Annotated in this window: 18 protein-coding genes and 1 tRNA gene; 8 read left to right on the top strand and 11 right to left on the bottom strand. The window is 48.6% G+C overall.

Annotated elements, in window-relative coordinates:
* Nucleotides 1-552: 552 nt before the first annotated feature.
* Nucleotides 553-2622 (top strand): ATP-dependent DNA helicase RecG, encoded by a 2070-nt coding sequence (gene recG, locus ACTTKA_RS01855; protein WP_442723752.1) that lies wholly within the window; start codon nucleotides 553-555, stop codon nucleotides 2620-2622.
* Between the two features lie 38 nt (nucleotides 2623-2660).
* On the opposite strand, the gene ACTTKA_RS01850 is transcribed toward recG, so the two are convergent.
* Genes ACTTKA_RS01850 through dut form a run of 4 tightly spaced genes read right to left on the bottom strand, consistent with a single transcriptional unit; the run spans nucleotide 2661 to nucleotide 6973 of the window.
* Nucleotides 2661-3887 (bottom strand): murein hydrolase activator EnvC family protein, encoded by a 1227-nt coding sequence (locus tag ACTTKA_RS01850; RefSeq protein WP_442723751.1) that lies wholly within the window; start codon nucleotides 3885-3887, stop codon nucleotides 2661-2663.
* 14 nt (nucleotides 3888-3901) lie between these two features.
* Complete coding sequence (locus ACTTKA_RS01845; RefSeq protein WP_442723747.1) at nucleotides 3902-4732, bottom strand: DUF4292 domain-containing protein; 831 nt, start codon at nucleotides 4730-4732, stop codon at nucleotides 3902-3904.
* Nucleotides 4722-6506 carry a tetratricopeptide repeat protein gene (locus ACTTKA_RS01840; RefSeq protein WP_442723746.1) on the bottom strand — a complete coding sequence of 595 codons (1785 nt, stop codon included), beginning with the start codon at nucleotides 6504-6506 and terminating at the stop codon, nucleotides 4722-4724. Before ACTTKA_RS01840 ends, ACTTKA_RS01845 begins: the two co-directional genes overlap by 11 nt.
* A gap of 32 nt (nucleotides 6507-6538) precedes the next feature.
* On the bottom strand, nucleotides 6539-6973 hold the full coding sequence (gene dut, locus ACTTKA_RS01835) for a dUTP diphosphatase (protein ID WP_442714974.1): 435 nt from the start codon (nucleotides 6971-6973) through the stop codon (nucleotides 6539-6541).
* 843 nt (nucleotides 6974-7816) lie between these two features.
* Between dut and ACTTKA_RS01830 the strand changes: the two genes are divergently transcribed.
* Nucleotides 7817-8749: a mechanosensitive ion channel family protein gene (locus ACTTKA_RS01830; RefSeq protein ID WP_442723745.1), complete on the top strand. Its 933-nt coding sequence runs from the start codon at nucleotides 7817-7819 to the stop codon at nucleotides 8747-8749.
* Between the two features lie 5 nt (nucleotides 8750-8754).
* A complete protein-coding gene (locus ACTTKA_RS01825; protein WP_442723744.1) occupies nucleotides 8755-10017 on the top strand; it encodes a peptidase U32 family protein in 1263 nt (420 codons plus the stop codon).
* Between the two features lie 473 nt (nucleotides 10018-10490).
* Here ACTTKA_RS01825 and ACTTKA_RS01820 read toward each other — a convergent pair.
* The 3 genes from ACTTKA_RS01820 to ACTTKA_RS01810 form a co-directional block, all read right to left on the bottom strand.
* Nucleotides 10491-10572: transfer RNA gene (locus ACTTKA_RS01820), tRNA-Leu, on the bottom strand.
* 77 nt (nucleotides 10573-10649) lie between these two features.
* The gene (locus ACTTKA_RS01815; protein ID WP_442723743.1) at nucleotides 10650-12092 is read right to left on the bottom strand and encodes a phosphatase PAP2 family protein; all 1443 of its coding nucleotides are present in this window, start codon (nucleotides 12090-12092) and stop codon (nucleotides 10650-10652) included.
* A gap of 136 nt (nucleotides 12093-12228) precedes the next feature.
* Complete coding sequence (locus ACTTKA_RS01810) at nucleotides 12229-12579, bottom strand: hypothetical protein (RefSeq protein WP_442723742.1); 351 nt, start codon at nucleotides 12577-12579, stop codon at nucleotides 12229-12231.
* A 322-nt stretch (nucleotides 12580-12901) separates the two neighbouring features.
* On the opposite strand from ACTTKA_RS01810, the gene ACTTKA_RS01805 reads away from it, so the two are divergent.
* Nucleotides 12902-13396, top strand: coding sequence for a 3'-5' exonuclease (locus tag ACTTKA_RS01805; protein ID WP_442723741.1), 495 nt, complete (start codon nucleotides 12902-12904; stop codon nucleotides 13394-13396).
* 57 nt (nucleotides 13397-13453) lie between these two features.
* On the opposite strand, the gene ACTTKA_RS01800 is transcribed toward ACTTKA_RS01805, so the two are convergent.
* Nucleotides 13454-14749 (bottom strand): UDP-N-acetylmuramoyl-tripeptide--D-alanyl-D-alanine ligase, encoded by a 1296-nt coding sequence (locus ACTTKA_RS01800; protein ID WP_442723740.1) that lies wholly within the window; start codon nucleotides 14747-14749, stop codon nucleotides 13454-13456.
* Nucleotides 14750-14826: 77 nt separating this feature from the next.
* Between ACTTKA_RS01800 and folP the strand changes: the two genes are divergently transcribed.
* From folP to ACTTKA_RS01780, 4 genes are all read left to right on the top strand, one after another.
* Nucleotides 14827-15669: a dihydropteroate synthase gene (folP, locus tag ACTTKA_RS01795; RefSeq protein WP_442723739.1), complete on the top strand. Its 843-nt coding sequence runs from the start codon at nucleotides 14827-14829 to the stop codon at nucleotides 15667-15669.
* Between the two features lie 9 nt (nucleotides 15670-15678).
* Nucleotides 15679-16452: a diadenylate cyclase CdaA gene (gene cdaA / locus ACTTKA_RS01790; protein WP_442723738.1), complete on the top strand. Its 774-nt coding sequence runs from the start codon at nucleotides 15679-15681 to the stop codon at nucleotides 16450-16452.
* A 150-nt stretch (nucleotides 16453-16602) separates the two neighbouring features.
* Nucleotides 16603-17622, top strand: coding sequence for a phosphate acetyltransferase (pta, locus tag ACTTKA_RS01785; RefSeq protein ID WP_442723737.1), 1020 nt, complete (start codon nucleotides 16603-16605; stop codon nucleotides 17620-17622).
* The gene (locus ACTTKA_RS01780; RefSeq protein ID WP_442723736.1) at nucleotides 17619-18830 is read left to right on the top strand and encodes an acetate kinase; all 1212 of its coding nucleotides are present in this window, start codon (nucleotides 17619-17621) and stop codon (nucleotides 18828-18830) included. Before pta ends, ACTTKA_RS01780 begins: the two co-directional genes overlap by 4 nt.
* 259 nt (nucleotides 18831-19089) lie before the next feature.
* Here ACTTKA_RS01780 and ACTTKA_RS01775 read toward each other — a convergent pair whose 3' ends face one another.
* The 3 genes from ACTTKA_RS01775 to ACTTKA_RS01765 all read right to left on the bottom strand — a co-directional run bounded on the left by ACTTKA_RS01775 (nucleotide 19090) and on the right by ACTTKA_RS01765 (nucleotide 24076).
* On the bottom strand, nucleotides 19090-20736 hold the full coding sequence (locus ACTTKA_RS01775; protein WP_442714653.1) for a SusD/RagB family nutrient-binding outer membrane lipoprotein: 1647 nt from the start codon (nucleotides 20734-20736) through the stop codon (nucleotides 19090-19092).
* Nucleotides 20737-20754: 18 nt separating this feature from the next.
* Complete coding sequence (locus tag ACTTKA_RS01770; protein ID WP_442723735.1) at nucleotides 20755-23769, bottom strand: SusC/RagA family TonB-linked outer membrane protein; 3015 nt, start codon at nucleotides 23767-23769, stop codon at nucleotides 20755-20757.
* A 157-nt stretch (nucleotides 23770-23926) separates the two neighbouring features.
* Nucleotides 23927-24076, bottom strand: a complete 150-nt coding sequence (locus tag ACTTKA_RS01765) for a hypothetical protein (RefSeq protein WP_442723734.1) — start codon at nucleotides 24074-24076, stop codon at nucleotides 23927-23929.
* Nucleotides 24077-24454: the final 378 nt, after the last annotated feature.

Raw genomic sequence — 24454 nt, 5'->3', positions numbered from 1 at the left:
TGATTTTCCGACCTGCAAGCGTCGCGAAGGCGTGCGAAGCGCACGAAGCCTTGACCTTTGGGTTACTTTTGGGTCAAGCCAAAAGTAACGGAAAGAGATTCTTCGCTTCGCTCTGAATGACAAATTAATTGTTAATGGTCAATGGTTAATTGTTATGCGTGTACACGGTATCCGAACGCAGAAGGACATCCCCCCTCCCCCCCTTCAAAGGGGGGAAGAGCGGTAAAACAAAAAAATCTGTGTGAAGATTTATCTCCCGCAAATTGTTTGTAATAAATCTGTGTGAAGATTTATTTCCCGCAAATTGTTTGTAATAAATCTGTGCGAAGATTTATCTCCCGCAAATTGTTTGTAATAAATCTGTGTGAAGATTTATCTCCTGCAAGTTGTTTCTAATAAATCTGCGTGAAGATTTATTTCCCGCAAATTGTTTGTAATAAATCACGGTTGTGATTTATCTCCTGCTATGCCTGTTTCTCCGGAAATCTCTATCTTTGCCTTTCAAACGGCTTACAGTTTGTAATAAACGTGACGATCGGCGAACGTAACATCATGTATCTTCCGGGAGTAGGGCCTAAACGTGCCGAACTTCTGAAGAAAGAGGTCGACGTGGTCTCTTTCGAAGACTTGTTGTACTATTTTCCTTACAAACATATCGACCGCAGCCGGTTCTACCGGGTCAGCGAGATCACGGGCGACATGCCTTACATCCAGCTCAAAGGACGCATTGTCTTCTTCGATACGGTTGGTGAAGGACGCAAAAAACGACTGATCGGGAAATTCACGGACGACACCGGCACCATTGATCTCGTCTGGTTTCAGGGACTTAAATATATCACCGACAAGTACCGGCCGGGAACGGAATACATCGTCTTCGGCAGACCGAAAGCATTCGGTCACTCGGTGAACATTTCTCATCCCGAGATCGATCCGGTGGAAAATGCACCGCAGGTAGCCAGCGGACTGACCCCTCTTTATCATACGACCGAGCTGATGAAAAAGGCGTTTCTTCATTCACGCGCCATCCAAGATATGCAGTATACGTTGCTCTCGACGCTCGACTGGCAGATTCCCGAAACATTGCCCGAAGCCATCGTGACGCACTTTCAGATGATGTCTGTCTCGGAAGCTATCAAGAACATACACTTCCCCGAATCGGCACAAACGTTGCAGGCGGCGCAGCAACGTCTCAAATTTGATGAGCTGTTTTACATTCAGCTCAACATCCTGCGTACGGCAACGCTTCGGCGAAACAAGCTCAGCGGGGTTGCCTTTCGCAAAGTGGGCGACGCTTTTCATACGTTCTACCGTGATTATCTGCCCTTCCGGCTGACCGGTGCACAGCAACGCGTGTTGCGTGAGATTCATGCCGATATGAAGAGCGGACAACAGATGAATCGGCTGTTGCAGGGCGACGTGGGCAGCGGCAAGACACTCGTTGCCCTGATGGCGATGCTGCTCGCCGTTGACAACGGCTTTCAGGCCTGTATGATGGCTCCGACCGAGATTCTGGCCAATCAGCATCTGGCCACGGTAAAGGAGTTTCTGAAAGACATGGATGTGAGGGTCGAGTTGCTTACCGGATCGACGACGAAAAAGCAGCGTAGCGCCTTACTGCCTGCCATAGCCTCGGGCGAGGTCGATATCCTGATCGGTACGCATGCGCTTATCGAGGAGACGGTTGTTTTCAAAGCCCTCGGCATGGCGGTAATCGACGAACAGCACCGTTTCGGCGTGGCACAACGTTCGAGATTATGGGTCAAAAACCAATTTGTACCTCATGTACTTGTGATGACAGCTACACCCATTCCGCGCACCTTGGCCATGACGCTTTACGGCGATCTCGATGTCTCCGTTATCGATGAATTGCCTCCCGGCCGAAAACCGATAAAAACCGTTCATCGCTACGATACGAAAAAAGCGGCCGTCTATGAGTTTCTACGGAGCGAGATTCGCAAGGGACGGCAGGTTTATGTAGTCTATCCGCTTATCGAAGAAAGCGAAAACCTCGATTATAAAAATCTGGAAGAAGGGTTCGAGACATTCAAAAAAGTGTTTCCCGAATACCGGGTGTGCATGGTTCACGGCCGGATGAAAGCGAAAGAGAAAGACGCCGAGATGCAGCGTTTCGTTGGCGGAGAGGCGCACATTCTCGTGGCTACGACTGTTATCGAGGTGGGAGTCAATGTCCCGAACGCCTCGGTGATGGTCATCGAGAGCGCCGAACGTTTCGGACTGGCGCAGCTTCACCAGTTACGCGGACGTGTAGGGCGTGGTGCCGAACAGTCCTACTGCATCCTGATCTCATCGTACAAGTTGAGTAACGAGACACGCAAGCGACTCGAAATCATGGTTCGGACAAACAACGGTTTCGAGATTGCCGAAGAAGACCTTAAACTGCGTGGCGCGGGCGACCTTGAAGGGACGCAACAGAGCGGCGACGGGCTGTTTCTGAAGATCGCCAATCTTGCACACGACGGAGAAATCCTCCAACGCGCCCGCCGGACAGCGCAAAAAATACTCGATAACGATCCCGACCTGACAAAGCCCGAACACAAGCTGCTGCGCGATCGGCTCAGCTCGCTCTTCCGTCGGAAAATGAACTGGGGACTGATCTCTTAATCTGACTTTTTGACCGGACATGCGAAACACCGGAAGCCTTAGTCGAGCCACAGCTCAGGATCGAGCTTACGCTTTTCTTTCCATAACTGGAAGTGGAGCACGGTCTCGTTATTGTTCTCCGTATCCGTATAGATTTTTCCGATGCTCTGACGGGTTGTCACGTTGTCGCCGGCTTTTACATAGACATGGCTCAAGTTGCCGTAAACGGTCAGGTAGTTGCCATGTCGCACGATGACACTGTTGTTATAACCCGGAACGACAAAGACGCGTGTCACCACGCCATCAAAGACGGCACGTGCTTCCGTCCCGCTCGTAGTCTGGATATCGATACCGTTGTTGTTCGTACGCACATGCCTGAGTTCCTGATGCTGATGCTCTCCGAAAGTGGAGATGATGCGATATTTTCCGTTGAGAGGAAAAGGCAGTCGACCGCGGTTCGAAGCAAAGTCGGCCGAAAGTTTTTGTTCTGCTTTCGTCATGGCATATCCCCCGCTTGTTTCAGCTTTCCGTTTTCCGCTCGATGCTTTGCCCGATTTCTTTACTTCTTCAGCAATCAGCTTCTCGATTTGTCGATTCAACGCTTCGGCCTGACGTCGTTTTTGTACCAACTTCTGCCGCAAGTCTTTTTCTTTTTTATTGAGCTGCTGTACTTCCGCTTTCTGTTCCGATTCCTCCTGTTGCAGTTTCCGGCTTTCCTCCTCGCGAGCATCGAGCAAAGCTACTTTATCCGTACGCGTCTGCCCCAGTTCTTCCCGTTTCTTATCCAGCTCTTCCTGTTTTCTGACAATCAGTAACGCCTGCATTTTCTGCCACGACGCATATTCGCGCAGATAACGCATTCGGCGGAGCGACTGAGCGAAGTTATCGGCCGAGAGTACGAAGAGTAACCGGTGTTGCGATGCACGCCGCGTGTACAAATTCCGCACTAATTGGGCATATCGTTCTTTCCGGTCATTCAAACTTTTCTCCAATACAGCCAATTCACGGGTAGCATCAGCGATTTGCTTATCGAGCACGGCGATCTCCTGATTGAGGAGACTGATCACCTTTTTCCGTGCGATCACCTGCTGCGATATCAGGTGCAGGCGGTTGAGCGATGTCTGGGCTGAGGCACGCGCTTCGTTAAGCAACAGGGTTGTCTGTTCGATTTCGCGAAGTGCCGCTTGCCGTTGCGCTTCGAGCTGCCTGAGCGTATGCGTCTGTGCAGTTACACGACCCGCGCAAAGCAGCAGAGCGAGGTAACCGACATACCAAACATATCGTATCAGGCCTATGCGTTTCATTGAGACAGAGCTTTGAGGATTTGTTCCGGAGTCACCCGTTCATACCCTTCGGGAATGATGAATTTCAGGTCGACGGGTGTGTTAATTTCAACTTTATTAAATCGTATCGATAACTTATGGTCACGTAACGACGCGAGCATATCCATCGGGAAGAGTTGCCCTTCGACGGTACGGAAATTCGTATAATCCCACATGAGGGTATGCTTGTCGGCATCCGTGATTTCGGTAGTACGAAGTTTAGCCTCGTTATCGGCTAAGAAACGGTACTGCATACCGGTTGCATCAGACGTTTGAAGGCGATAGCCGGCGGGTATCCGTTCCCAGCCGAAGCGGCCGCGGTCATCCGGAGTGACGGCTTGTTTGCCGGGCAGAAAGAGGCGGTTGGTGAGGAGTGCCTGCAGGTTATCGAATGTAAAGTCGAGATGCTTGCGAGCTTTCAGGTCGGCGATGGATTCGGCGAAGTAGCGCTTGTTCATTCGGTCGATCGCCTTGACACTGTCTCGACTTACTTCAAGCCGGAACATCTCGATACCGAGCAATGGCTGGACGGAGATTTGCAGCCGGTCGTCGCGACGCAGTTTGAGTTGTGCACGCGAGCCGACTTCCTTGCCCGAAGCCGGAGTGAACTCGACTTGTATTTTAGCTGAAAGAGTTCGGTAGCGAAGCGACTGCTCATCGAGGGTACGGAAAAATTCCGTTTCAGCCTTCAGCGCGGCATCCGCTTCGCCTGCTGCCTCTTTTACCGTCCGACATCCTGCCGGCAGAACACTCAGGACGACGCACACATACAGCCACAACGGATTAAGTGATATTTTTTTATTCTTCATTCGGGTCTTCGATATAGATTCCTTCTGCTATTTTGCGTTTCAATATTTCCGTGTCTTTGCCCAGCTCCTGCGCTTTCTTCCACTGTTCAAGGGCTTTTTCCTTATCGCCCGTCATGTAGAGGATGTCTCCATAATGATCGACGAGTTCAGCGCTGTTCGTCGTATCTTTTTCGAGCGCACTGCGGATGTAAATGTGCGCGAGCGTATAGTTCCCTTTCATAAAGAAGACCCACGCATACGTATCGAGATACGTCGGGTTATTCGGCTCCAGCTTGATACATTGGGCACTCATGCGCTCGGCCTTATCCAGATCGCGTTTACGAAGCGTCAGGAAATAACTGTAGTTGTTTAGCACGGGCACATTCTTGTCGTTATATTTAAGCGCCTGTTCGTAGGCGTTGAACGCTTCCTCTACCTGTTTCATCCGATAATAGATATCACCGATCTGACCGTAAAAGTCGGATCGCAGCGGTCGATTGTCTTCGGGTATCTTGGCCAGCCCTTCCTGATATGTCTCAAGCGCCTTCCGGTAATCGTTCTGCTGATAATATGCGATGCCGAGGTAGAAATAATATCCCGGCGCTTCGGGGAAAAGTTCCTGACATTTCCGGCAGATGCGGATGGCTTCGTCAATATTTTCGGCACGGAAGGCCAAGTTTAGCAGCTGCTGCCAGGCCGATTCATTGTCGGGTTCCATCTCGGTAACCAGCCGGTACTGGAATTGCGCCTCATCGGTTTTTCCTTGCATCGCCAGCAAGCTGCCGTAGTGGAGTTTCAGTTCCGTATCTTCGGGATGTTGCTCGAGCAGAGTCTGAAAAAGTGCGTTGGCCGATTCGGTTCCGTTGCGTGACTGTTGCAGCTGGCCAATGTAACGGGCCAGAATACCCATCTTCGTGCTTACATCGAGGTCTTTATTGATTAAAGCCGTATGTATCTGTCCTTCGGCGGCTTCATGATCACCCACCTGCTCGTAATAGTTGGCCATCGAAACGGTATAATATGGATTCGACGGGTCGATACCGTGCGCCTTTTGGTAATATTCGTATGCTTCTACCGTATCGTTCCGCTGGAGGTAGAGATCCCCGATCAGGATCGGATACCGTGCATCCGACGGATATTTGTCGGCCAGCTTTTTCAGTTCGCCGAACGCTTTTTCCGGCTCTTCGATCTGCATGTACAACTTGTATTTCTGCGTCGAGAGCGCTTCGTTCATCCCGACAGCATTCTCCAGATCGTTGAACCGGTCGATGGCTTCGCCAATCTCTCCGGCTTGGGTCAGCGCTTCGGCGAGATAGTAGTTCAGTTCCACTTTGCCCGGGTAAGTCTTTACAAGTTCGCGATAAATCTCGGCCGCTTCACCATACATGCCGATGTTGAGCGAGAGGGAAGCAAGCGCCAATTTATAATGGAAGTTGGAAGGGGCGTACTCGACTGCTTTCCGCAGAAAAACGGCAGCTTTCTCGGGCTGATTGAGCTGCAGATAGAAAGCCGAAAGTTCGTAGAGTGGCGCGGCTGCCGTAGAATCCGTTTGGAGGCAGTGATAAAACATTTCGTACGCAGCGTCATATTTCCCTTCGTTCTTCAGTTTCACCCCTTCGTAGAAAAAGTAGTCGACCTTGCGCTGTATAGCTGCCGGCAATGGTTTCTTCTTCAGCGGAGCATGTGGTGCAGCCGAGAGTATGCCGACCCACAGAGATAAGCACAGGAGGCCGATCTGCCGAGCCTTCCCGGATATGACCTTCTTTTTAAACGGTATGTTTCTTTTTTTATTCAATGGTCGTATGATTATCAGTATTCCGTTTTATCTTACTCCTTTCCCGTATGTCCGAACCCCCCGGCGCCTCGTTCCGTTTCGTCGAGTATTTCTTCGGGCTCCCATATCACGTGCGCATGGGAGGTAATGACCATCTGGCAAATCCGCTCGCCGTCGTTTATTGTGAACGGTTCGTTCGACAAGTTCACTAGAATAACGCCGATCTCGCCGCGATAATCGGCGTCGATCGTACCCGGCGTGTTCAGCAACGTAATCCCGTGTTTGAGCGCCAGTCCGCTACGCGGACGTATCTGAGCCTCGTATCCTTCGGGCAGTGCGATGAATAAGCCGGTAGGAATCAACCGGCGTTCAAGCGGACGGAGCACGACCGGTTCGCACAGGTTGGCACGTACATCCATCCCTGCCGAAAGAGGGGTTGCATACTGTGGCAACGGATGGTGAGATGTATTGATAATTTTGACTTTCATGCTTTCTGTTTTGTTTGCCGGGCAAAGGTAGAAAAATTTGTCGAGAATGAATGAATGCATATTCGCGGCTTACAAAAACCGAAAGCCCTATAACGCACGATTATCGGCCTTGTCGAATCCTTCCATCTGTTTTACGTTTTGATATCGTTAAAAAAACAAAGATGAATCTCCTCCTTTTCCCCGCGAGATTCCTCACTGTGTTCGGAATGACAAAGGGGGCGCTCGTAATTCGTAATTTGTAATTCGTAATTCTCCCCTACCTTGTCATTCAGAGCGAAGCGAAGAATCTCTTTTTTGTCACTTTTGGCTTGACCCAAAAGTAACCAAAAGGTCAAGGCTTCGTGCGCTTCACACGACTTCGCGACGCTCGCAGGTCGGAAAATCAGGTAACTCGCTTCGCTTCGGACAGCCTGATTTTCTTTCGCCCTGCTCGCTGCTCCGTCGGCTCACCGCCCGAGGCCCATGGGACGAAATTAATGGTCAATGGTTATTTTCTAAATACATGATTCGGCGTGTACCACGCATAACAATTGACCATTGACAATTAACAATTGAATTAACAGCCCTCCGCCGAGATGCGATGCCTTTTTCCCCAACGCTGCGCATTGGGCTGAATTAATGCGCCCTTTCAGGGCTTTTACAGCCGTCAGCGCTCAGCAAACAGATCAACATCTAAACCCCTCAACAACTTTCTTCTATCGCGGAATCCGGGGTTATCGTACAACCATCAGCGAGGGATCATTGTTCTCGTCACAGGGAGAAAACGATGGCCTTGCAAGCAATTTTTATGCCGGTCTGAATTTAATTATGTATTTTTGGACTTTAAATTGTTTTGGTTTACGTATGCAGACTCTCTTTCCGAATTCTCCTTTTTCGCTGGGTATCGATTCCGATACGCAAGAGAAAATCATTGTTTCTGTGATTATTGTCTTATTGGTATGGCTCGTCCGGCTTATCATCCTGAGGCTGGTGTGGAAGACTACGAACAATCACAAGAGCCGTTATCTGTGGAAACGAATCATGTCGTTCGTGGCTCCGATCACGGTGATTATCCTGATCGGTATGGTCTGGGTGAACGCTTTTCGTCACGTAGGTACGTTTTTGGGATTACTCTCGGCCGGGATTGCCATTGCCCTCAAAGACTTGCTGGAAAATATGGCGGGATGGCTCTTTATCGTGATACGCAAACCTTTTACGGTAGGCGATCGTGTACAGATCGGCGAAGATAAAGGAGACATCATCGACATACGGCTCTTTCAATTCACGATTCTCGAAGTGGGTAACCGTATCGATGCCGAACAAAGCACGGGACGCATCATCCATATTCCCAACCGGCGGGTATTCACGATGCCGCAAGCCAACTACGATCAGGGCTTCAAATACATCTGGAACGAGGTACAGATACGTATCACGTTCGATAGCAACTGGACGAAAACAAAAGAGATTCTTCTGCAAATTCTCAACAAATACGGAGCAGATGTGGTTCAATCGGCCGAAGAAGGGCTTTGTGAGGCAAGCAAAATGTATTATGTACACTATCAACACCTCACACCGATCGTGTACCTTACGCTTGTCGAAAACGGTATCCGTCTGACAGGGCGCTATCTCTGTGAACCGCGAAAGATACGAAGCACCGAATCGGCCATCTGGGAAGATATCCTGACGGCCCTCGAAGCACACGACGACATCCGGTGGGCTTACCCCACACAGCGGTTCGTCTCTTATAATATCCCCCCGGACATTCCGGTCGATCATCCCGATATCCCCATAAACTAACTTGTATGCTTATGAAATGTAACATATCCGATTTTGAGATCATGGCCCCTGCCGGTTCGTACGAATCACTGATGGCAGCCATTCAGGGCGGAGCCGATTCGGTGTATTTCGGCATCGAGGGGCTGAACATGCGTGCCCGCTCGTCGAATAACTTCACCACAGACGACTTGCGCAAGATCGCTTCGATCTGCGATGAACATGGCGTAAAAAGCTACCTGACGGTGAATACCGTGATTTACGACGAAGACCTGCCGCTCATGCGCACCATCATCGACGCAGCGAAGGAAGCCGGCGTTTCCGCAATCATAGCGGCCGATGTAGCGGCGATGGCCTATGCCAACAGCATCGGGCAGGAAGTACACCTCTCGACCCAACTGAACATCTCGAATACGGAGGCGCTGAAATTCTACGCTCGTTTTGCCGATGTCGTCGTGCTTGCACGCGAGTTGAATCTCGAACAGGTACGCACCATCTACGACGCCATCGGCACACAAGGAATTTACGGTCCGAAAGGTGAGCCGATCCGCATCGAGATGTTTTGCCACGGTGCGCTCTGCATGGCCGTTTCGGGCAAATGCTACCTGAGCCTTCATGAGATGAACGCCTCCGCGAATCGTGGCGCCTGCATGCAAATCTGCCGACGCGGATACACCGTAAAGGACCGGGAAACAAATATCGAACTCGATGTCGAAAATCAATACATCATGTCGCCCAAAGATTTAAAAACGATTCATTTTATGAACAAGATGATGGATGCGGGCGTGCGCGTGTTCAAGCTCGAGGGTCGGGCGCGCGGACCGGAATACGTGCATATCGTCACATCGTGCTACAAGGAGGCCGTACAGGCATATTGCGAAGGTTCGTTTACCGACGAAAAGGTCTCCGCATGGGACGAACAGCTGAAATCGGTCTTCAACCGCGGCTTCTGGGACGGATATTACCTCGGACAGCGGCTCGGCGAATGGAACAGTCATTACGGATCGAGCGCTACGAAACGAAAAGAGTACATCGCACGAGGCATCAAGTATTTTACAGGGCTTGGCGTAGCCGAGTTCGAGATGGAGAGCGGAGAACTGCGAGTGGGAGATGAGATCCTGATCACCGGCCCCACGACAGGCGCGTTGTTTCAGACAGTAGAAGAGATACGCGTAGACCTGAAACCCGTTCCGTCGGCCGTAAAAGGCGAGCGTTTCTCAATCAAGACCACCGAACGTATCCGCGCTTCGGACAGAATGTATAAAATGGTACAGGTGGAACGAAAAAAATAAATCTGTGCGAAGATTTATTTCCCGCATCGTTGTTTGTAATAAATCTGTGCGAAGATTTATTCCCCGCAAATTGTTTGTAATAAATCTGCGTGAAGATTTATTTCCCGCATCGTTGTTTGTAATAAATCTGTGTGAAGATTTATTCCCCGCAAATTGTTTGTAATAAATCTGTGTGAAGATTTATTTCCCGCAAATTGTTTGTAATAAATCTGTGTGAAGATTTATTTCCCGCAAATTGTTTGTAATAAATCTGTGCGAAGATTTATTCCCCGCAAATTGTTTGTAATAAATCACAGTTGTGATTTGTTTCAATGAGACAACGGAAGAAAGACAATCCCAATCGACCGGTTTATCGTCGATCAATTTCCCGTCTTTCCAATACGCGGGAAATGCGGGATAAACAACCCGGAAACGAAAGGGATAAAAAAAAGCGGTGTGCCCAAACATTGCGTTTTGACACACCCTTTCGTCGGTGCGGCTGAAGGGACTCGAACCCCCACGCCGTGAAGCATCAGATCCTAAGTCTGACGTGGCTACCAATTACACCACAGCCGCTCAATTCCGCCGCAAAGATACGAAAAAGCAGGAACAATTACTCCTCCACACAGAAAAATGACGCTGTTTTTTTGTTTTCAGAAAAAGGCAGTGAGCCGCAGGCCGATACCTAAATAGTCGAACGTTTGCTCGGCTTCAATCCTGAGATTCTCATCTTCCGTTTCCCTCAAACTCTCACTGAGATTGAAACGGATTGTTGGCCTCGAATAATTATAATTGGCATAAAACGAAAGCCCCAGCTCATCATGAAATTTGTAGGTGATCGATGAACCGACACATCCTCTCCAAGCCGTATGAGGTTTATAGGAAAACATCTCTGCTTCTCTCTCTATTCCGGGATACTCTTTTTCTATTTCATAAAGCATTTTTCCTTTTGCCCCGAAGGCCAATCCGGTCTCGGCCTTAGCCATAAACAGCCATTGATGCCCCAGTCCGAGAGCATAATGAGGGCCTATGCCGAGGTTTAGCGTGCCGATGGATTCGGTTTTTAGCTTTACCTTGCCCAGCTCGGGAGAATCTTCGTCCAGCAAATCCGATGGGCTGACCGGAAAGCTCATAAAAGCAAATTCGCCTCCTATCCCCCAATGCTGGCCAATGAACCATGCCCCTTCAAATCCGCTTTCAAAGCCAAGTTTGGTGCGTGCCCCATTCTCCAGCAGCCCCATCAGGTTGCGCATCGCTGTGGCATTGCCTAACTTGACCGAGAGATACGAAGGATGACCGTTTCCTTCGACACGAGACAACAGCCCGATATGATCCCCTTCGTTTCCATATAGTTTGTCGATAAAAAAATAGCCGAGCTGAGTCGATAAAATCCCGATTCCCGCACCGGCCAGTATATCGGGCATCCAATGTCTGTTATTCAGGCTGCGTCCCAAAGCTGTAAAAGTCGCCCCCGAATATCCTGCGATGCTGTACAGCGGGTTGACGATCCCGTATTCCTTGTGCATGAAGGTTGCATTTGTAAACGCCATGGCTGTATGTCCCGAAGGGAATGAATTTCGTGTCGATCCGTCAGGCCGCTCCACCTGAGCCGTATATTTGATGGAATTGACGATTGCACCCATAATAACCAGACTTGTACCGTGAGAAAGGAGGGTGCGCGGCATGCTATTGCGCCCTCGTACTTTTGCAAGTTTCATGCCGTAAACAGCCGCTGCCGGAGCGTATTGCATATAATCGTCGAAGACATTCCTGAAACCGGGGATGTAGCGATTTCGTTTGCTCCGGATGCTTTCCCGCTCTCCCCACGTGAGCGCCGAGGCTGTGAAAAATATCGCCGGAGCCAATCCGATTCTGACCGCCTGACGGTCGAAGAATGTTTTTCGTTCTTTCCGGATCATGAAAGACAGGGTGTCGTCGGCCGGAGAGCGGCGTGAGGCAGAAACGACCTCAAGCGATACAGGACGAAACATCTGTTGAGCGAATGTTCCGGACGTATGGAAGAAATACAGGATCAAAACGATACTGCATTTAATCAACCGGATCATGATACGATGAAACGTTTGTACTTCGTTCATTATAGAAGTCCATTATAGAGTTGCTCTTACTAAAACAGGCGCCGCAAAGATAGGTGATTTCGAGCATCCGACCATAAAAAAACTTCCGTTCAACATCCGTGAACGAAAGTTTCAATCTTGTATAAACAAACGGAGATCAGAATGTCACTCCATTGTTTTGCATGGTCACATTCAACAGTCGAACATACTTCCGATACTGCTCTTCCGTCAAAGTAGACTTCATTAATTTCAAATTTGCATAGACGGCTTTCTGAAACTTTTCCTTTCGGTTTTTTTGTGACGAGAAAGAAGCTGATCTCATCTGATCCGTAAAATGAACGCAGATATCGGACACTTCATCAGCCTGTCCGGAAGATAATTGCAGATAATGGCTCAGTTGGTTCATATTGACGTCAAAGTTCCAACTTGCATAACTTGCTGCGTCTTTTGCATAACTTGCTGCGGATATACTCAACACAGCGACTATTGTACATACTACTTTTTTCATAACCTAAATCAATCTGTTTTACCTAAAAAATCTATTGCCTATTAAAATCCAAAAAAACGCTTTTTTTCAGGATGAAGCCGCAAAGATAAAAACATGTTTTATAACATACAATTATTTTTGGATATTTTCGTCGTCGAGCATCAGGCGAAAAATACTTTTAATATTATCGAACAGAAGGTAAAAATCCGACAATTCACTTGCAAACCATTAGTTTCAGTTGACTTGAGTCGCTATATTCCGGAGGCTGTTTACTACCTTTGTCGGAAAATTCAGTAGTAGGGCAACCGAAGAGTTTCGTTGATTTCGGATAAGAGAAAAAAGCATGAATAATTTTGCAGCGATTGACGTGGAAACAGCCAATGAACACCGGAGCAGTATATGCAGTATCGGGGTGGTGATTGTGCGAGACGGACGAATGACCGATTCGTTTTATCATTTGGTTCAGCCGGAACCGAATTACTATCAGTACTGGAACACAAGAATACACGGACTGAAAGCGACAGATACCGATACGGCACCGGTCTTTCCGTTTATCTGGCGGCAGATCGCACCGCACATCGAGGGATTACCGCTCGTCGCACACAACTCCTCTTTCGACGAGGGTTGTCTGAAAGCTGTGTTTCGTGTGTACGGCATGGATTATCCCGACTACATATTCCATTGTACCTGCCGTGCATCGCGGAAGGCGTGGCCCGAACTTCCCAATCATCAGTTGCACACGGTTGCCCAAGCTTGCGGTTTTAACCTGAAGCGGCATCATCATGCTCTGGCCGATGCCGAAGCATGTGCAGCCATTGCCGGATATGTTTTCCGGTGATGTTTTGTCATACCGAACCGACCATCGTTTGCAAGTCGACCGGTCAGATTTCTATACCTACAATCGCCCGACGATTTTTTCGAGATGCATCCCGTGAGAGCCTTTAATCAGAATATGATAACCGCATAATGGATTAGTTGTAAGGTAAGCCTCCAACGCTTCGACCGATGGAAAACCGTCATACTTCTTCCCGCCGGCGGTCATAAACTGTTCGCCACAAAGAAACACTTTGTCGAAGTGACAGGCTTTCAGCTGTTCGATCACATCGGCATGCAATGCCTGACTTTCTTTACCCAGTTCACGCATATCACCGAGGATAACGGCTTTGGGAGCAACATCCCATGCGGCAAAGTTTTCAAGCGCCACGCGCATGCTGCTCGGATTGGCGTTATACGCATCGATAATCAGGGTATTGTGCGCTGTCTTCTTCCACTGCGATCGGTTGTTTGTCGGCGCATATCCGGCAATCGCCCGATTGATTTTCTCCGCAGGCACATCGAACGTACGTCCGGCAGCGATAGCCGCTAATGCGTTCCACAAGTTATAATCACCCACCAGCTGCGTGTTGACGGTATGTAAATATCCGTCCTTCTGCCACCATTGAAATGAGAGGAACGGATGACTCACGATCACTCGTCCCGCCACGAATGTGTCATCGTGCATTTCGCGACCGTAAGCGATTTTATCCAGTCCGTGCGCTATTCCCTGCAACCATTCGTTCTCCTGATGAATAAAGATATTTTTGCTTCCCGCACGCATGAAGTCGTACAGTTCGCCTTTTGTTCGCACGACATTTTCGAACGAGCCGAAACCTTCGAGGTGTGCTTGCCCGACGTTCGTAATCAAGCCGTAATCCGGCTGTACAAGCTGTGTCAACGCACGTATTTCGCCCGGGTGATTCGCGCCCATCTCAATCACGGCCACATCATGTTCGTCCGTAAGGCGAAGCAAGGTAAGCGGCACACCGATATGATTATTATAATTCCCGAGTGTATGAAGCGTCTTGTATTTTTCCGAAAGTACCGCGGCGAGCAATTCTTTCGTCGTTGTTTTGCCGTTTGTTCCGGTAATACCGATGATGGGGGTCCCGAGCTTTCGGCGATGAAGCGTTGCAAGGCGTTGCAGGGTATCGAGTACGCTATCCGTTAAAATCATTCGGTCGCTCATCTGCTCGGCCGGATTATCGACGATGGCATAAGCGCATCCCGACTCCAAAGCCTGTGCTGCAAAACGGTTCCCGTCGAAGGTATCACCCTTCAACGCAAAGAAGAGGGAGCCCGGAGGACAATTCCGACTATCGGTCGTGACGCAAGGGTGTTTTCGGAAAAGAGCGTATAAATCATCTAAATTCATCTTCCTGTTCAATTATCACGCAAAAGTAATATTATTTCCGTACTTTTGTGGGGAAACTTTTGAAAAAGGAAGCCTGAATGAAGGAGAAATCAATCAATTTGAACGGACGGTTGTTATCGTTAAAGTCGCCGGTTGTCATGGGGATTCTGAACGTGACGCCCGATTCGTTTTATGCAGGAAGCCGTCAGGCAGACGAGGCCGCCGTAGCACAGCGCATCGAGACGATCCTGTCCGAAGGCGGAATAATCGTCGACATCGGAGGATATTCGTCTCGTCCGGATGCGGCTGAGGTTACAGAGGAGGACGAATGGCAACGGATTGAACCCGCTCTGAAGCGGATGCAGAAGGATTATCCCGATGTTCCCGTTTCGGTCGATACGTTTCGCGCGGCGATTGCGCGGCGCGCTGTCGAAGAATACGGGGCGGCCATGATCAATGATATCTCGGGCGGTATGCTCGATCCGCAGATGTTCGGAACGGTCACGTCACTTCAGGTGCCATACATTCTGATGCACATGCGCGGGACCCCTCAGACCATGCAACAGCAAACGGACTATGACGATCTGATGGAAGAAATCATGCTTTATTTTGCTCAAAAAGTCAGGATGCTCCGACAGTTGGGAGTGAACGACGTGATTCTCGATCCCGGTTTCGGATTTGCCAAAACTCTCGAACAAAACTATGAACTGATGCGATCGCTCGCTGAATTTTCGCTCCATTTTGACACGCCTCTACTGGTCGGGATATCTCGAAAAAGCATGATATATAAATTATTGAATACAACTCCGGAGAACAGTCTGAATGGCACGACTGTGTTGAATACGTATGCCCTCCTGAACGGCGCCGACATCCTGCGCGTGCACGATGTGAAGGCTGCTGCCGAAGCCATAGAAATCGTAAAACAACTCATGCCGTCTTAATCAAACACTATGTGGGTCTCTTTCGGAATTAAAGACGCGTTAGACGTCTTGCTGGTAGCGTTCTTTACATACCAGATTTATAAGCTGATGAAAAGCTCAGGGACGCTTACGGTCTTCAGCGGAATCGTATCGGTGGTCATCGTCTGGGTACTGGTTTCTCAGGTACTGGAGATGCGACTCATGGGCGCCATCCTCGATAAGTTTATCAGTGTCGGTTTTCTGGTATTGGTTATTCTTTTTCAGGATGATATCCGTCGCTTTCTGGTCGCACTCGGTTCGAACCGCGGATGGAAGTTTCTTGCAAAAATATTCTCCAGAAAAGATACGGAAACAGAAGAGCAGCAAAAATATATTACCCCGGTTGTATTGGCGTGTATGAATCTGGCACGCAAAAAAACGGGGGCGTTGATCGTGGTCCAGCGCGAGATGGATTTATCTGCGTATATCCATACCGGCGAAATCTTCACAGCCGATGTCAATACGCGCCTGATCGAAAACATCTTTTTCAAGAACAGTCCGCTGCACGATGGCGCCATGATTATCGGAGACGGAAAAATCAGAGCGGCCGGTTGCATTCTTCCCGTCGTACAGAGCTTGAAACTGTCGAAAGAAATGGGGCTCCGCCATCGTTCCGGCGTGGGAATGTCGAAAGAAACGGATGCCATTGTCATTATCGTTTCCGAAGAGCGAGGGAGCATATCCGTAGCGCATAACGGAAAGATCAGCATCAACCTCTCTGCCGAAGATTTACAGCAAATCTTGTCGGGCGACAAGGATATTTAGTGTGTTAAATAAATTGAATTTAGGGCCGTTCCATAAATAATTCTCTTTTTGCAAACTCTACTTTGCAATTTTTAGTACATTTGTAGCAAAATAATACACATATCATAGAAGAACTTACGTAACATAATAATATAAAGAAGTATTTATTCCATGGATTTAATTCAAAGTATCGTAGAGCGTGCCCGGGCAAACAGGCAACGCATTGTGCTTCCGGAAGGAACGGAAGAACGTACATTGAAAGCCGCCGACCGCCTGATTGCCGACGGAGTAGCAGACATTATCCTGATCGGCTTGCCGACAGAGATTAACCGGTTAGCCGGTGATTTCGGACTGAAACATATTGATAAGGCGACCATCGTCGACCCGAAGAATCATGCGAAGAAACAAGAATATGCCGACTTGCTGCTCGAATTGCGTCGGGCCAAAGGGATGACACCCGAAAAAGCGGCTCAATTAGTTGAGAATCCGTTATACCTCGGTTGCCTGATGATCAAGGCAGGCGATGCGGATGGTGAAATTGCGGGAGCCCGCAATACGACGGGCGATGTGCTTCGTCCGGCACTACAGATTATCCGCACAATTCCCGGTATCAATTGCGTATCGGGAGCTTATCTGATGTTTGTAAATGATTCGTCGTACGGAAAGGATGGTCTGCTGATCTTCGCCGATTGCGCGGTAATTCCGAATCCGACAGCGCAGGAGCTGGCACAGATCGCGATTTCTTCGGCGCAGACGGCACGTGCCATGGCCGGTGTAGAACCGACCGTCGCGATGCTGAGCTTCTCGACGAAAGGCAGCGCCTCGCACGAGATGGTCGACAAGGTCGTTGAGGCGACAAGGCTGGCCAAGGAGATGGAGCCGACACTGAAGATCGACGGAGAACTACAGGCCGATGCGGCACTCGTTCCGGCAGTGGGTGCACATAAAGCGCCGGGCAGCGAGGTAGCCGGAAAAGCCAATGTGCTTGTGTTTCCGTCGCTCGAAGTTGGCAATATCGGGTACAAGCTCGTACAGCGTTTGGGCGGTGCACAGGCCGTCGGACCGATTTTACAGGGTATGGCAGCGCCAGTCAACGACTTGTCGCGCGGCTGCTCAGTTGATGATTTGTATTACATGGCGGCGATTTCGTGCAATCAGGCCATCGCACAAAAGAAGGAGAAAGGCGTATGAAAACATTAGTGCTGAATTGCGGCAGCAGTTCGATCAAATATAAGCTCTTCGACATGACCTCCGGCGAGGTAATGGCACAGGGAGGACTCGAAAAAGTAGGTCTCGAAGGTTCATTCCTGAAGTTTACGGACAAGAACGGAGAGAAAGTCGTACTCGAAAAAGACATTCCCGACCATGAGGTAGGGATCGAATTTATCCTGAATACATTAACGGATGCTACTTATGGGTGCATTCAGAGCTTCAAGGAGATTGACGCCGTGGGTCACCGTGTCGTGCACGGAGCAGAAGAGTTTGCTTCGAGTGTATTAATCACCAAAGAGCTGCTTGCGAAAGTGGTAGAATGTTCCGCTCTTGCTCCGCTCCATAACCCGGCGAATCTGCTCGGTATCGAAGCGATGGAGAAAATCCTCCCGGGCACCCCGCAAGTGGCAGTATTCGACACCGCTTTCCACCAGACGATGCCCGATTATGCCTATATGTACGCCCTGCCGTACCGCATGTACACGGAATACGGTGTGCGTCGCTACGGCTTTCACGGAACGAGCCATCGATACGTTTCGCGTCGTGCCTGCGAGATCCTCGGCGTACCTTACGAAACCCAGCGCATCATTACGGCACATATCGGCAACGGCGGCTCCATCACGGCCGTTAAGAACGGTAAGTCAATCGATACATCGATGGGAATGACCCCAACCGAAGGTTTGATGATGGGTACGCGTTGCGGCGACGTCGATGCCGGAGCGCTTTCGTTTATCATGAATAAGGAAGGGCTTGATGCCGAAGGGCTGTCAACCCTGATCAATAAGAAGAGTGGGGTAGCCGGATTCTCGGAAATGTCGTCCGATATGCGCGATATCGAAAGTGCGATGTATAACGGTGATCCGCGTGCCATCCTGACTCTCAAGATGTATAATTACCGTATCAAAAAATATGTCGGCGCGTATGCGGCGGCGATGGGCGGGCTCGACATCCTTGTATTCACCGGTGGCGTAGGCGAGAATCAATGGACTACACGTGCCGAGGTTTGCGAAAACATGGAGTTTCTCGGCATCGAATTCGACACGAAAAAGAACGAGAATGAGCGAGGCCGTGAAATCGTTCTCAGCAAACCGGAGAGCCGGGTGAAAGTCCTTGTTGTCCCGACCGACGAAGAATATATGATCGCGTCGGATACGCAGGCCATTCTCGAAGGTAAACCTATACGTTAACATCCTCCACAGCTTACATAAAACAGAGGATGAAAGCATCGTCGGCACGTTGCCGGGGGTGCTCTCTTTTTTTGAGGTATACAGCCACCATCATTTCACCCTGCCACCTGTTAACATACTTGAAAATATGGAAACTAAGCAATGTTTCCAGTTCCTACCAACCGGTTCTCAACAACCGATTCGGCCATCTATCCGAAACGAAAAGAGAGCCGCCTCCTTTTGAGACAGCTCTCTTATTTCCGACACTTCCAAAAATCTTTTAGAAGTTTCCTGCAGGGGTATCCCACCAGAGACGCGTAGAGATTTCATCTCCACCTCGTCCACTAAGAATCTTTAGCCCCGATTCGTACCCCACCTTGTTGTTATTTTTCTCATCTTGGCAGAACGGCAGACGACGAATACCCAACGTAGTCAATTCAGGATACTTACTCCTATTGTTGACAATCGGGAAGAGCTTCGGATAGCCTGTACGACGATACTCGCTCCATGCGTTCAATCCTTCAGGGAATCCGGCGATCCACTTCTGCGTGATAATCTGTTGCAGCTTTTGCTCGTTCGTTCCGTCGGTCATAAATTTCACAGGGACGTCGTTCATTCCTTTCATGTTCAACGCCGGGTTATGCGGATCTACATAGTCGGCAGCAAGTGTAGTACCCTCAATGTAGGCATTATAATCGGCCGAGACCTTATAATCATCGAACGAAACACGAACACCTTCCTTATAGAAGTCTTCGGCCGTTCCTTTCATGGCCCATCCGCGCAATGCGCCTTCGGCACGAAGGAAATACGACTCGGCACGCTTCATAATCGGCAGCGGATAGTCCGTCGACATGGGATCTTTGCCATCTGTGTTAACCATCGGGATCGAATACATTTTATATTCACCGGCCGACGGCACTTCGAAACCGTTACGAACGCCGTAGATTTTACCGATCGAGTTCGTTTCTTTCCCACTCTTGTCTTTGATATCTCCCTTATCCATCCATCCTACAGGCAAGGCCATTTTAACCAGACGGGGGTCATTGTAGCCCTTCAGGATTGACTCAAACGAAGCGCTGATGCTGCAGTCGTTATAATCGCGACAGATCACCATCAGCGGATTACGTGTATTTTGGTCCTTCACTTCGATATTAACTTTCTCCAATAGACCGTAAGGATTAGCTACAGCTGCTTCGGCTTCTTTCTTTGCCAGATCGGGTGCTACTTTTACCACGCGCATAGCCAGACGCAGACGCAGCGTATTGGCAAACTGCAACCAGGTGGTGTGGCTTTTGCCGCACATCAGGTCGAAGCTCAGACGACTGGCTACATCGCCGTTCTTTTGGATAAACGCAGTCAGTCGCTGTGTTGCATCCGCCAGATCTTCAAAGAACGATTTATAAATCGTCTCCTCTGTATCATATTCAACAACCAACCCTCCTTGCATTGCTTTGGAATAAGGAATAGGACCGTATGTATCAACAACTTTAGATACACCCGCTACTCTCAGTATCTTGGCGATAGCAATATAATCGTCAGCCGTTTGTGCTTTTAAAATCATTGCGCAAGGTTTCATCACATGTAGTAAACCATAACTAAGGTTCAGGTTGTTCCAACCATCTACCATGTAATATAGGCTATTATTATTATTCGATGCAAAAGGAGTCGGGATGGCCAGATAACCGGAATACAAATCAGCATTAAGGTTTTGCATCAATTGATATTCCCAGTTTCCATTCGACTGGTTATAATAAATTGATAATTGAGCCTCTTGCATAAACGACTTCATCTGAATCTGCGACGAATTCAGTCCCATCGGATCCGTATTGAGTTCTTCAAAATTGTTGGTACATGCCGTTGTGCCGAACACCATGATGGCGGCAGCCAGCAGACCGTTCTTCAGATTGAATTTATTATTTGTTTTCATATATATGATTACTTTATGTTAGAATGTTGCTTTCAAATTAATACCAAAACTGCGTGTAGCCGGCAGCGCGAAATAGTTCGATCCGGAGTAACCGTTTGACGTTGACATCGACACTTCGGGATCGGATGGCGAATCTTTGTAGAAGAAGAACAAGTTACGCCCGATCAAGCTTACGCCAAGGTCTTTGCCGGCACCCAGCAGATTGCGGAAAGCATAACCGATCGACAATTCACGCAAGCGAAAGTTCGTGGCCGAATACACATAATAGCCCCCGCCTACTCCTTTATAACCAACAGCCTGATAGAATTTTGCTGCATCCACTTTCGTTCCGTTACCGATATCGACTCCACCGTTGTCGCGCGCATCAGCTGAGTTCTTGGATACACCGTATGTATCCAACACAGCTTGCGTTGCATCGATAAAGTTACCTCCTATACGTCCGTCGATGAGGAAGTAAAGCTGCATATCTTTATAGTTGAATGAATTGCTCCAGCCCAGATTCCATTTTGAATTGACGTTACCAACTTTCTCAAAGTCATTCGTAAATTGTGGCACACCATCTTTATCTACCGTAATAACCCCATCTTTACGTTGTATTGTTTTCGAATAAATATCGCCATATGATCCCCCCTCAAGAAGACGCATATCATACCCCATTATACTTCCTAAAGAAACATAAGTCAAGCGGTCTGACTCTTTGATGCCTGTGCGGTTGTCCAATTTCTTAATGACGTTGTCGTTGTACGAGAGATTGAACGAAGTTTTCCATGAGAGGTCAGCTGTGATAGGTTGTCTCCAGCTCATGGTTGTTTCGAAACCGGAATTCTGAATATCGCCGGCATTGAAATAGTATCTACTAAATCCTGTTGCTGCCGGAACCGACATAACAAAGTATTGATTCGTATTGTTCGTCTTATAGTAAGTAAAGTCCATCTCAAAACGATTATCGAACATTGAAAGGTCAAATCCGAACTCCAACGATTTCAGCTTCTCGGGTTTCATTTCGGTGAACGGAATCGCTGTATTAAACTTCACAGATCCATTGGAAAACTCATGTGTCGGATTTGTAGTATAAGCCGGCACATCGTTACCGACGATCGAGTACGACGCGCGTGCCTTCAACAGGTTGAATGCTTCGGGAAGAGTAGTCATCTCGTTGATCAACGCCGTCAATCCGAACGACGGATAGAAGTACGATACGTTCGGTGTGTACGAGAGGGTCGACGACCAATCGTTACGTCCCGTCACGTCCAGATAAAGCATGTCTTTGTATCCGATCTGTGCCGTACCGAACACGCTATTGAGGCGCTTCTGTGTCTTATTGCGTTTGTTGCCGGCTCCGTTCTTCGAGCCATTGGCAAGATGAAAGAAATTCGGAATATAGACATCGCCACTGGTAGCTAAAGAGACTCCTGTCTCTTTAAGGTCTGTAAAGCTTGTTCCGATCGAGGCTGTCACGCTCCACGCATCGAAGGTCTTGTTGAAGTTGGCCATCAAGTCGCCGTAAAACTGGCGGCTGTCGTCACGTTCCTGACGGTATTCGCCGTTTACGTTATGCAGAGTAGTCGAAGTAGAAGCATAAATCTTCCGTTCATAGAGATCGGCAATGCGGTCGTAGTTCAAACGTCCCTGAATGTTCAGGTAGTCGGTAATATTGTAGCGGATGCTTGCCGAAGCCATCATACGGTCGCGTTTCTCGGTATGGGGATTACGGTGCAGCACCCAATACGGATTGGCGCTGAAATCCTGATTTACCTCGCGATACCATTGTTGAACGGGATAACCCTTCACTTCGTCGTACTTTTCAAATTCATTTTTGTATTGACGGAAGTCACCATTAGCAGGGAACGTATAGAGCCCGGTCAACGGGTTGCGATATTGCCCCGGTTCGTGACGGTTCCGGCCTTTCTGGATGATATAATTCAGCGAGGCGTTAACCGTTACTTTATTGTCAAACAACTTGAATGTTTCTTTAGCCATCATGTTGTGGCGGGTAAACGTATTGGTCGGCATGATACCGCTTGCCGACGTGTTGGCATACGAAACGTAGCTTTGGTTCTTTTCCGACCCTCCGCTGATTGATACAGAGTTGATCGAGGTCATCCCTGTGCGGAAGAATTCATCGAGACGGTTCGCTCCTTTGGCTTCGCCGCTGATTTTTTCGCCCCAGCTGTCCTGCGCCAGCGCGCCTGAGCCTGATACGACTGCTCCATACGTGCTTTGCAGCTTCGGAGCATCTAAAGGTGTTTCGAACGTCGTATTGCTTGATACGTCTACACGCATGCTTCCTGCAGCTCCTTTCTTGGTGGTAATCATCACCACGCCGTTAGCCGCCATACTTCCGTACAGAGCCGCAGCCGAAGCACCTTTCAAGACGTTGATGCTCGCAATGTCGTCGGGGTTAAGGTTCGACAGAGCGTCTCCTCCGTCACGTCCGCCATATTCGCCCTCCATCTGTGTCGTTGTCGAGTTAGCCATCGGAATACCGTCAATTACGATCAACGGCTGGTTGTTACCCTGCGCCGATTTGTTTCCGCGGATCAACAGTTTAGACGATCCGCCCGCACCGGTAGAATTGGGGGTGATGACCAAACCTGCCGTTTTACCTTGCAAGCTGTTGATCAGGTTCGTCTCCTTGGCACGAGTCAATTCGCCTCCTCCTACTTGCTGTGTCGCGTAGGTCAAGCTCTTCGCTTTGCGCTCGAGACCCATGGCCGTAACCACCACTTCGTTAATTTTGACGGACGAAGAAGCTAGCGACACATTAATCACCGTACGTTCGCCTACTGTTTCTTCGTGAGTTTCAAGACCCACATAAGCGAACTGCAATACATCGTTCGCATTCACATCGATCGTGTAATGACCGTCCAAGTCTGTAATGACACCGTTCGTCGTTCCTTTCACCACAACGGTCGCCCCGATCAGCGGCTCGTTCGTATCGGCTTCTTTCACGACGCCGCTCACTTTCTTTTGTGCCAGCAGCACGTTTGTGCCTAAGAAAAAGAGCACAAACATAAATAGATGTTTATTCATACGTTTTTTGATTGATTATAAATGTACCTATTAAAAAAACCGCGCAAAGATAGACTCATTTTTTAATCTTATGTCATTTTGTCTTATCTTTAACAATTCATCTAAGACGCACAAAATCTTGTTTTTATGACAAAATGTCATTTTATTATTGAGGGATTTAAAAAATTATCAGGCCGATATTTATCGTCCCTTTCGCATAGCAATCCGAAAGCACATCGGAAATCATTCCCGCTTTTGCTTCGCCTCCATTCTGATTTTTAACATTCGCACACATTTTTAGCTCACCCATAGACTTGTCTTTTAACATCGACCATCTTTGTTCCGGCCTGCCTCAAATTTGAGCAAGCATCTTACCGACTTACAAATGTGCAAAGAATACATTTTTGAGAGCCTTCGCCACTTATTAACGCTTAAAATAGAAAACATTAGAGACTTTTATAATCTCACGGAGTTAAAGAAAACGCTTTTAAGGGCAGTCATCACTTGTTTACTGTTAAAAGAGCTGAATTTAGAAGCTTTCTCCCCCCTGCGCGAGCTTAAAGAAGATAATTTTGATCATTTGCATTGCTTGAAAAGATTGTTTTCCGAACAACATCTGTCTGAAAATACTTCGGATTATGTTATTTTTGCATGCTCGAAGCAAAGAAGTAAAGACAGATTTCGGAGTTGATTAAAACCAGAACAA

The sequence above is a fragment of the Tannerella sp. genome (genome assembly GCF_052170195.1).
GTDB lineage: Bacteria > Bacteroidota > Bacteroidia > Bacteroidales > Tannerellaceae > Tannerella.
This window is presented reverse-complemented; position numbering and strand designations above follow the sequence as displayed.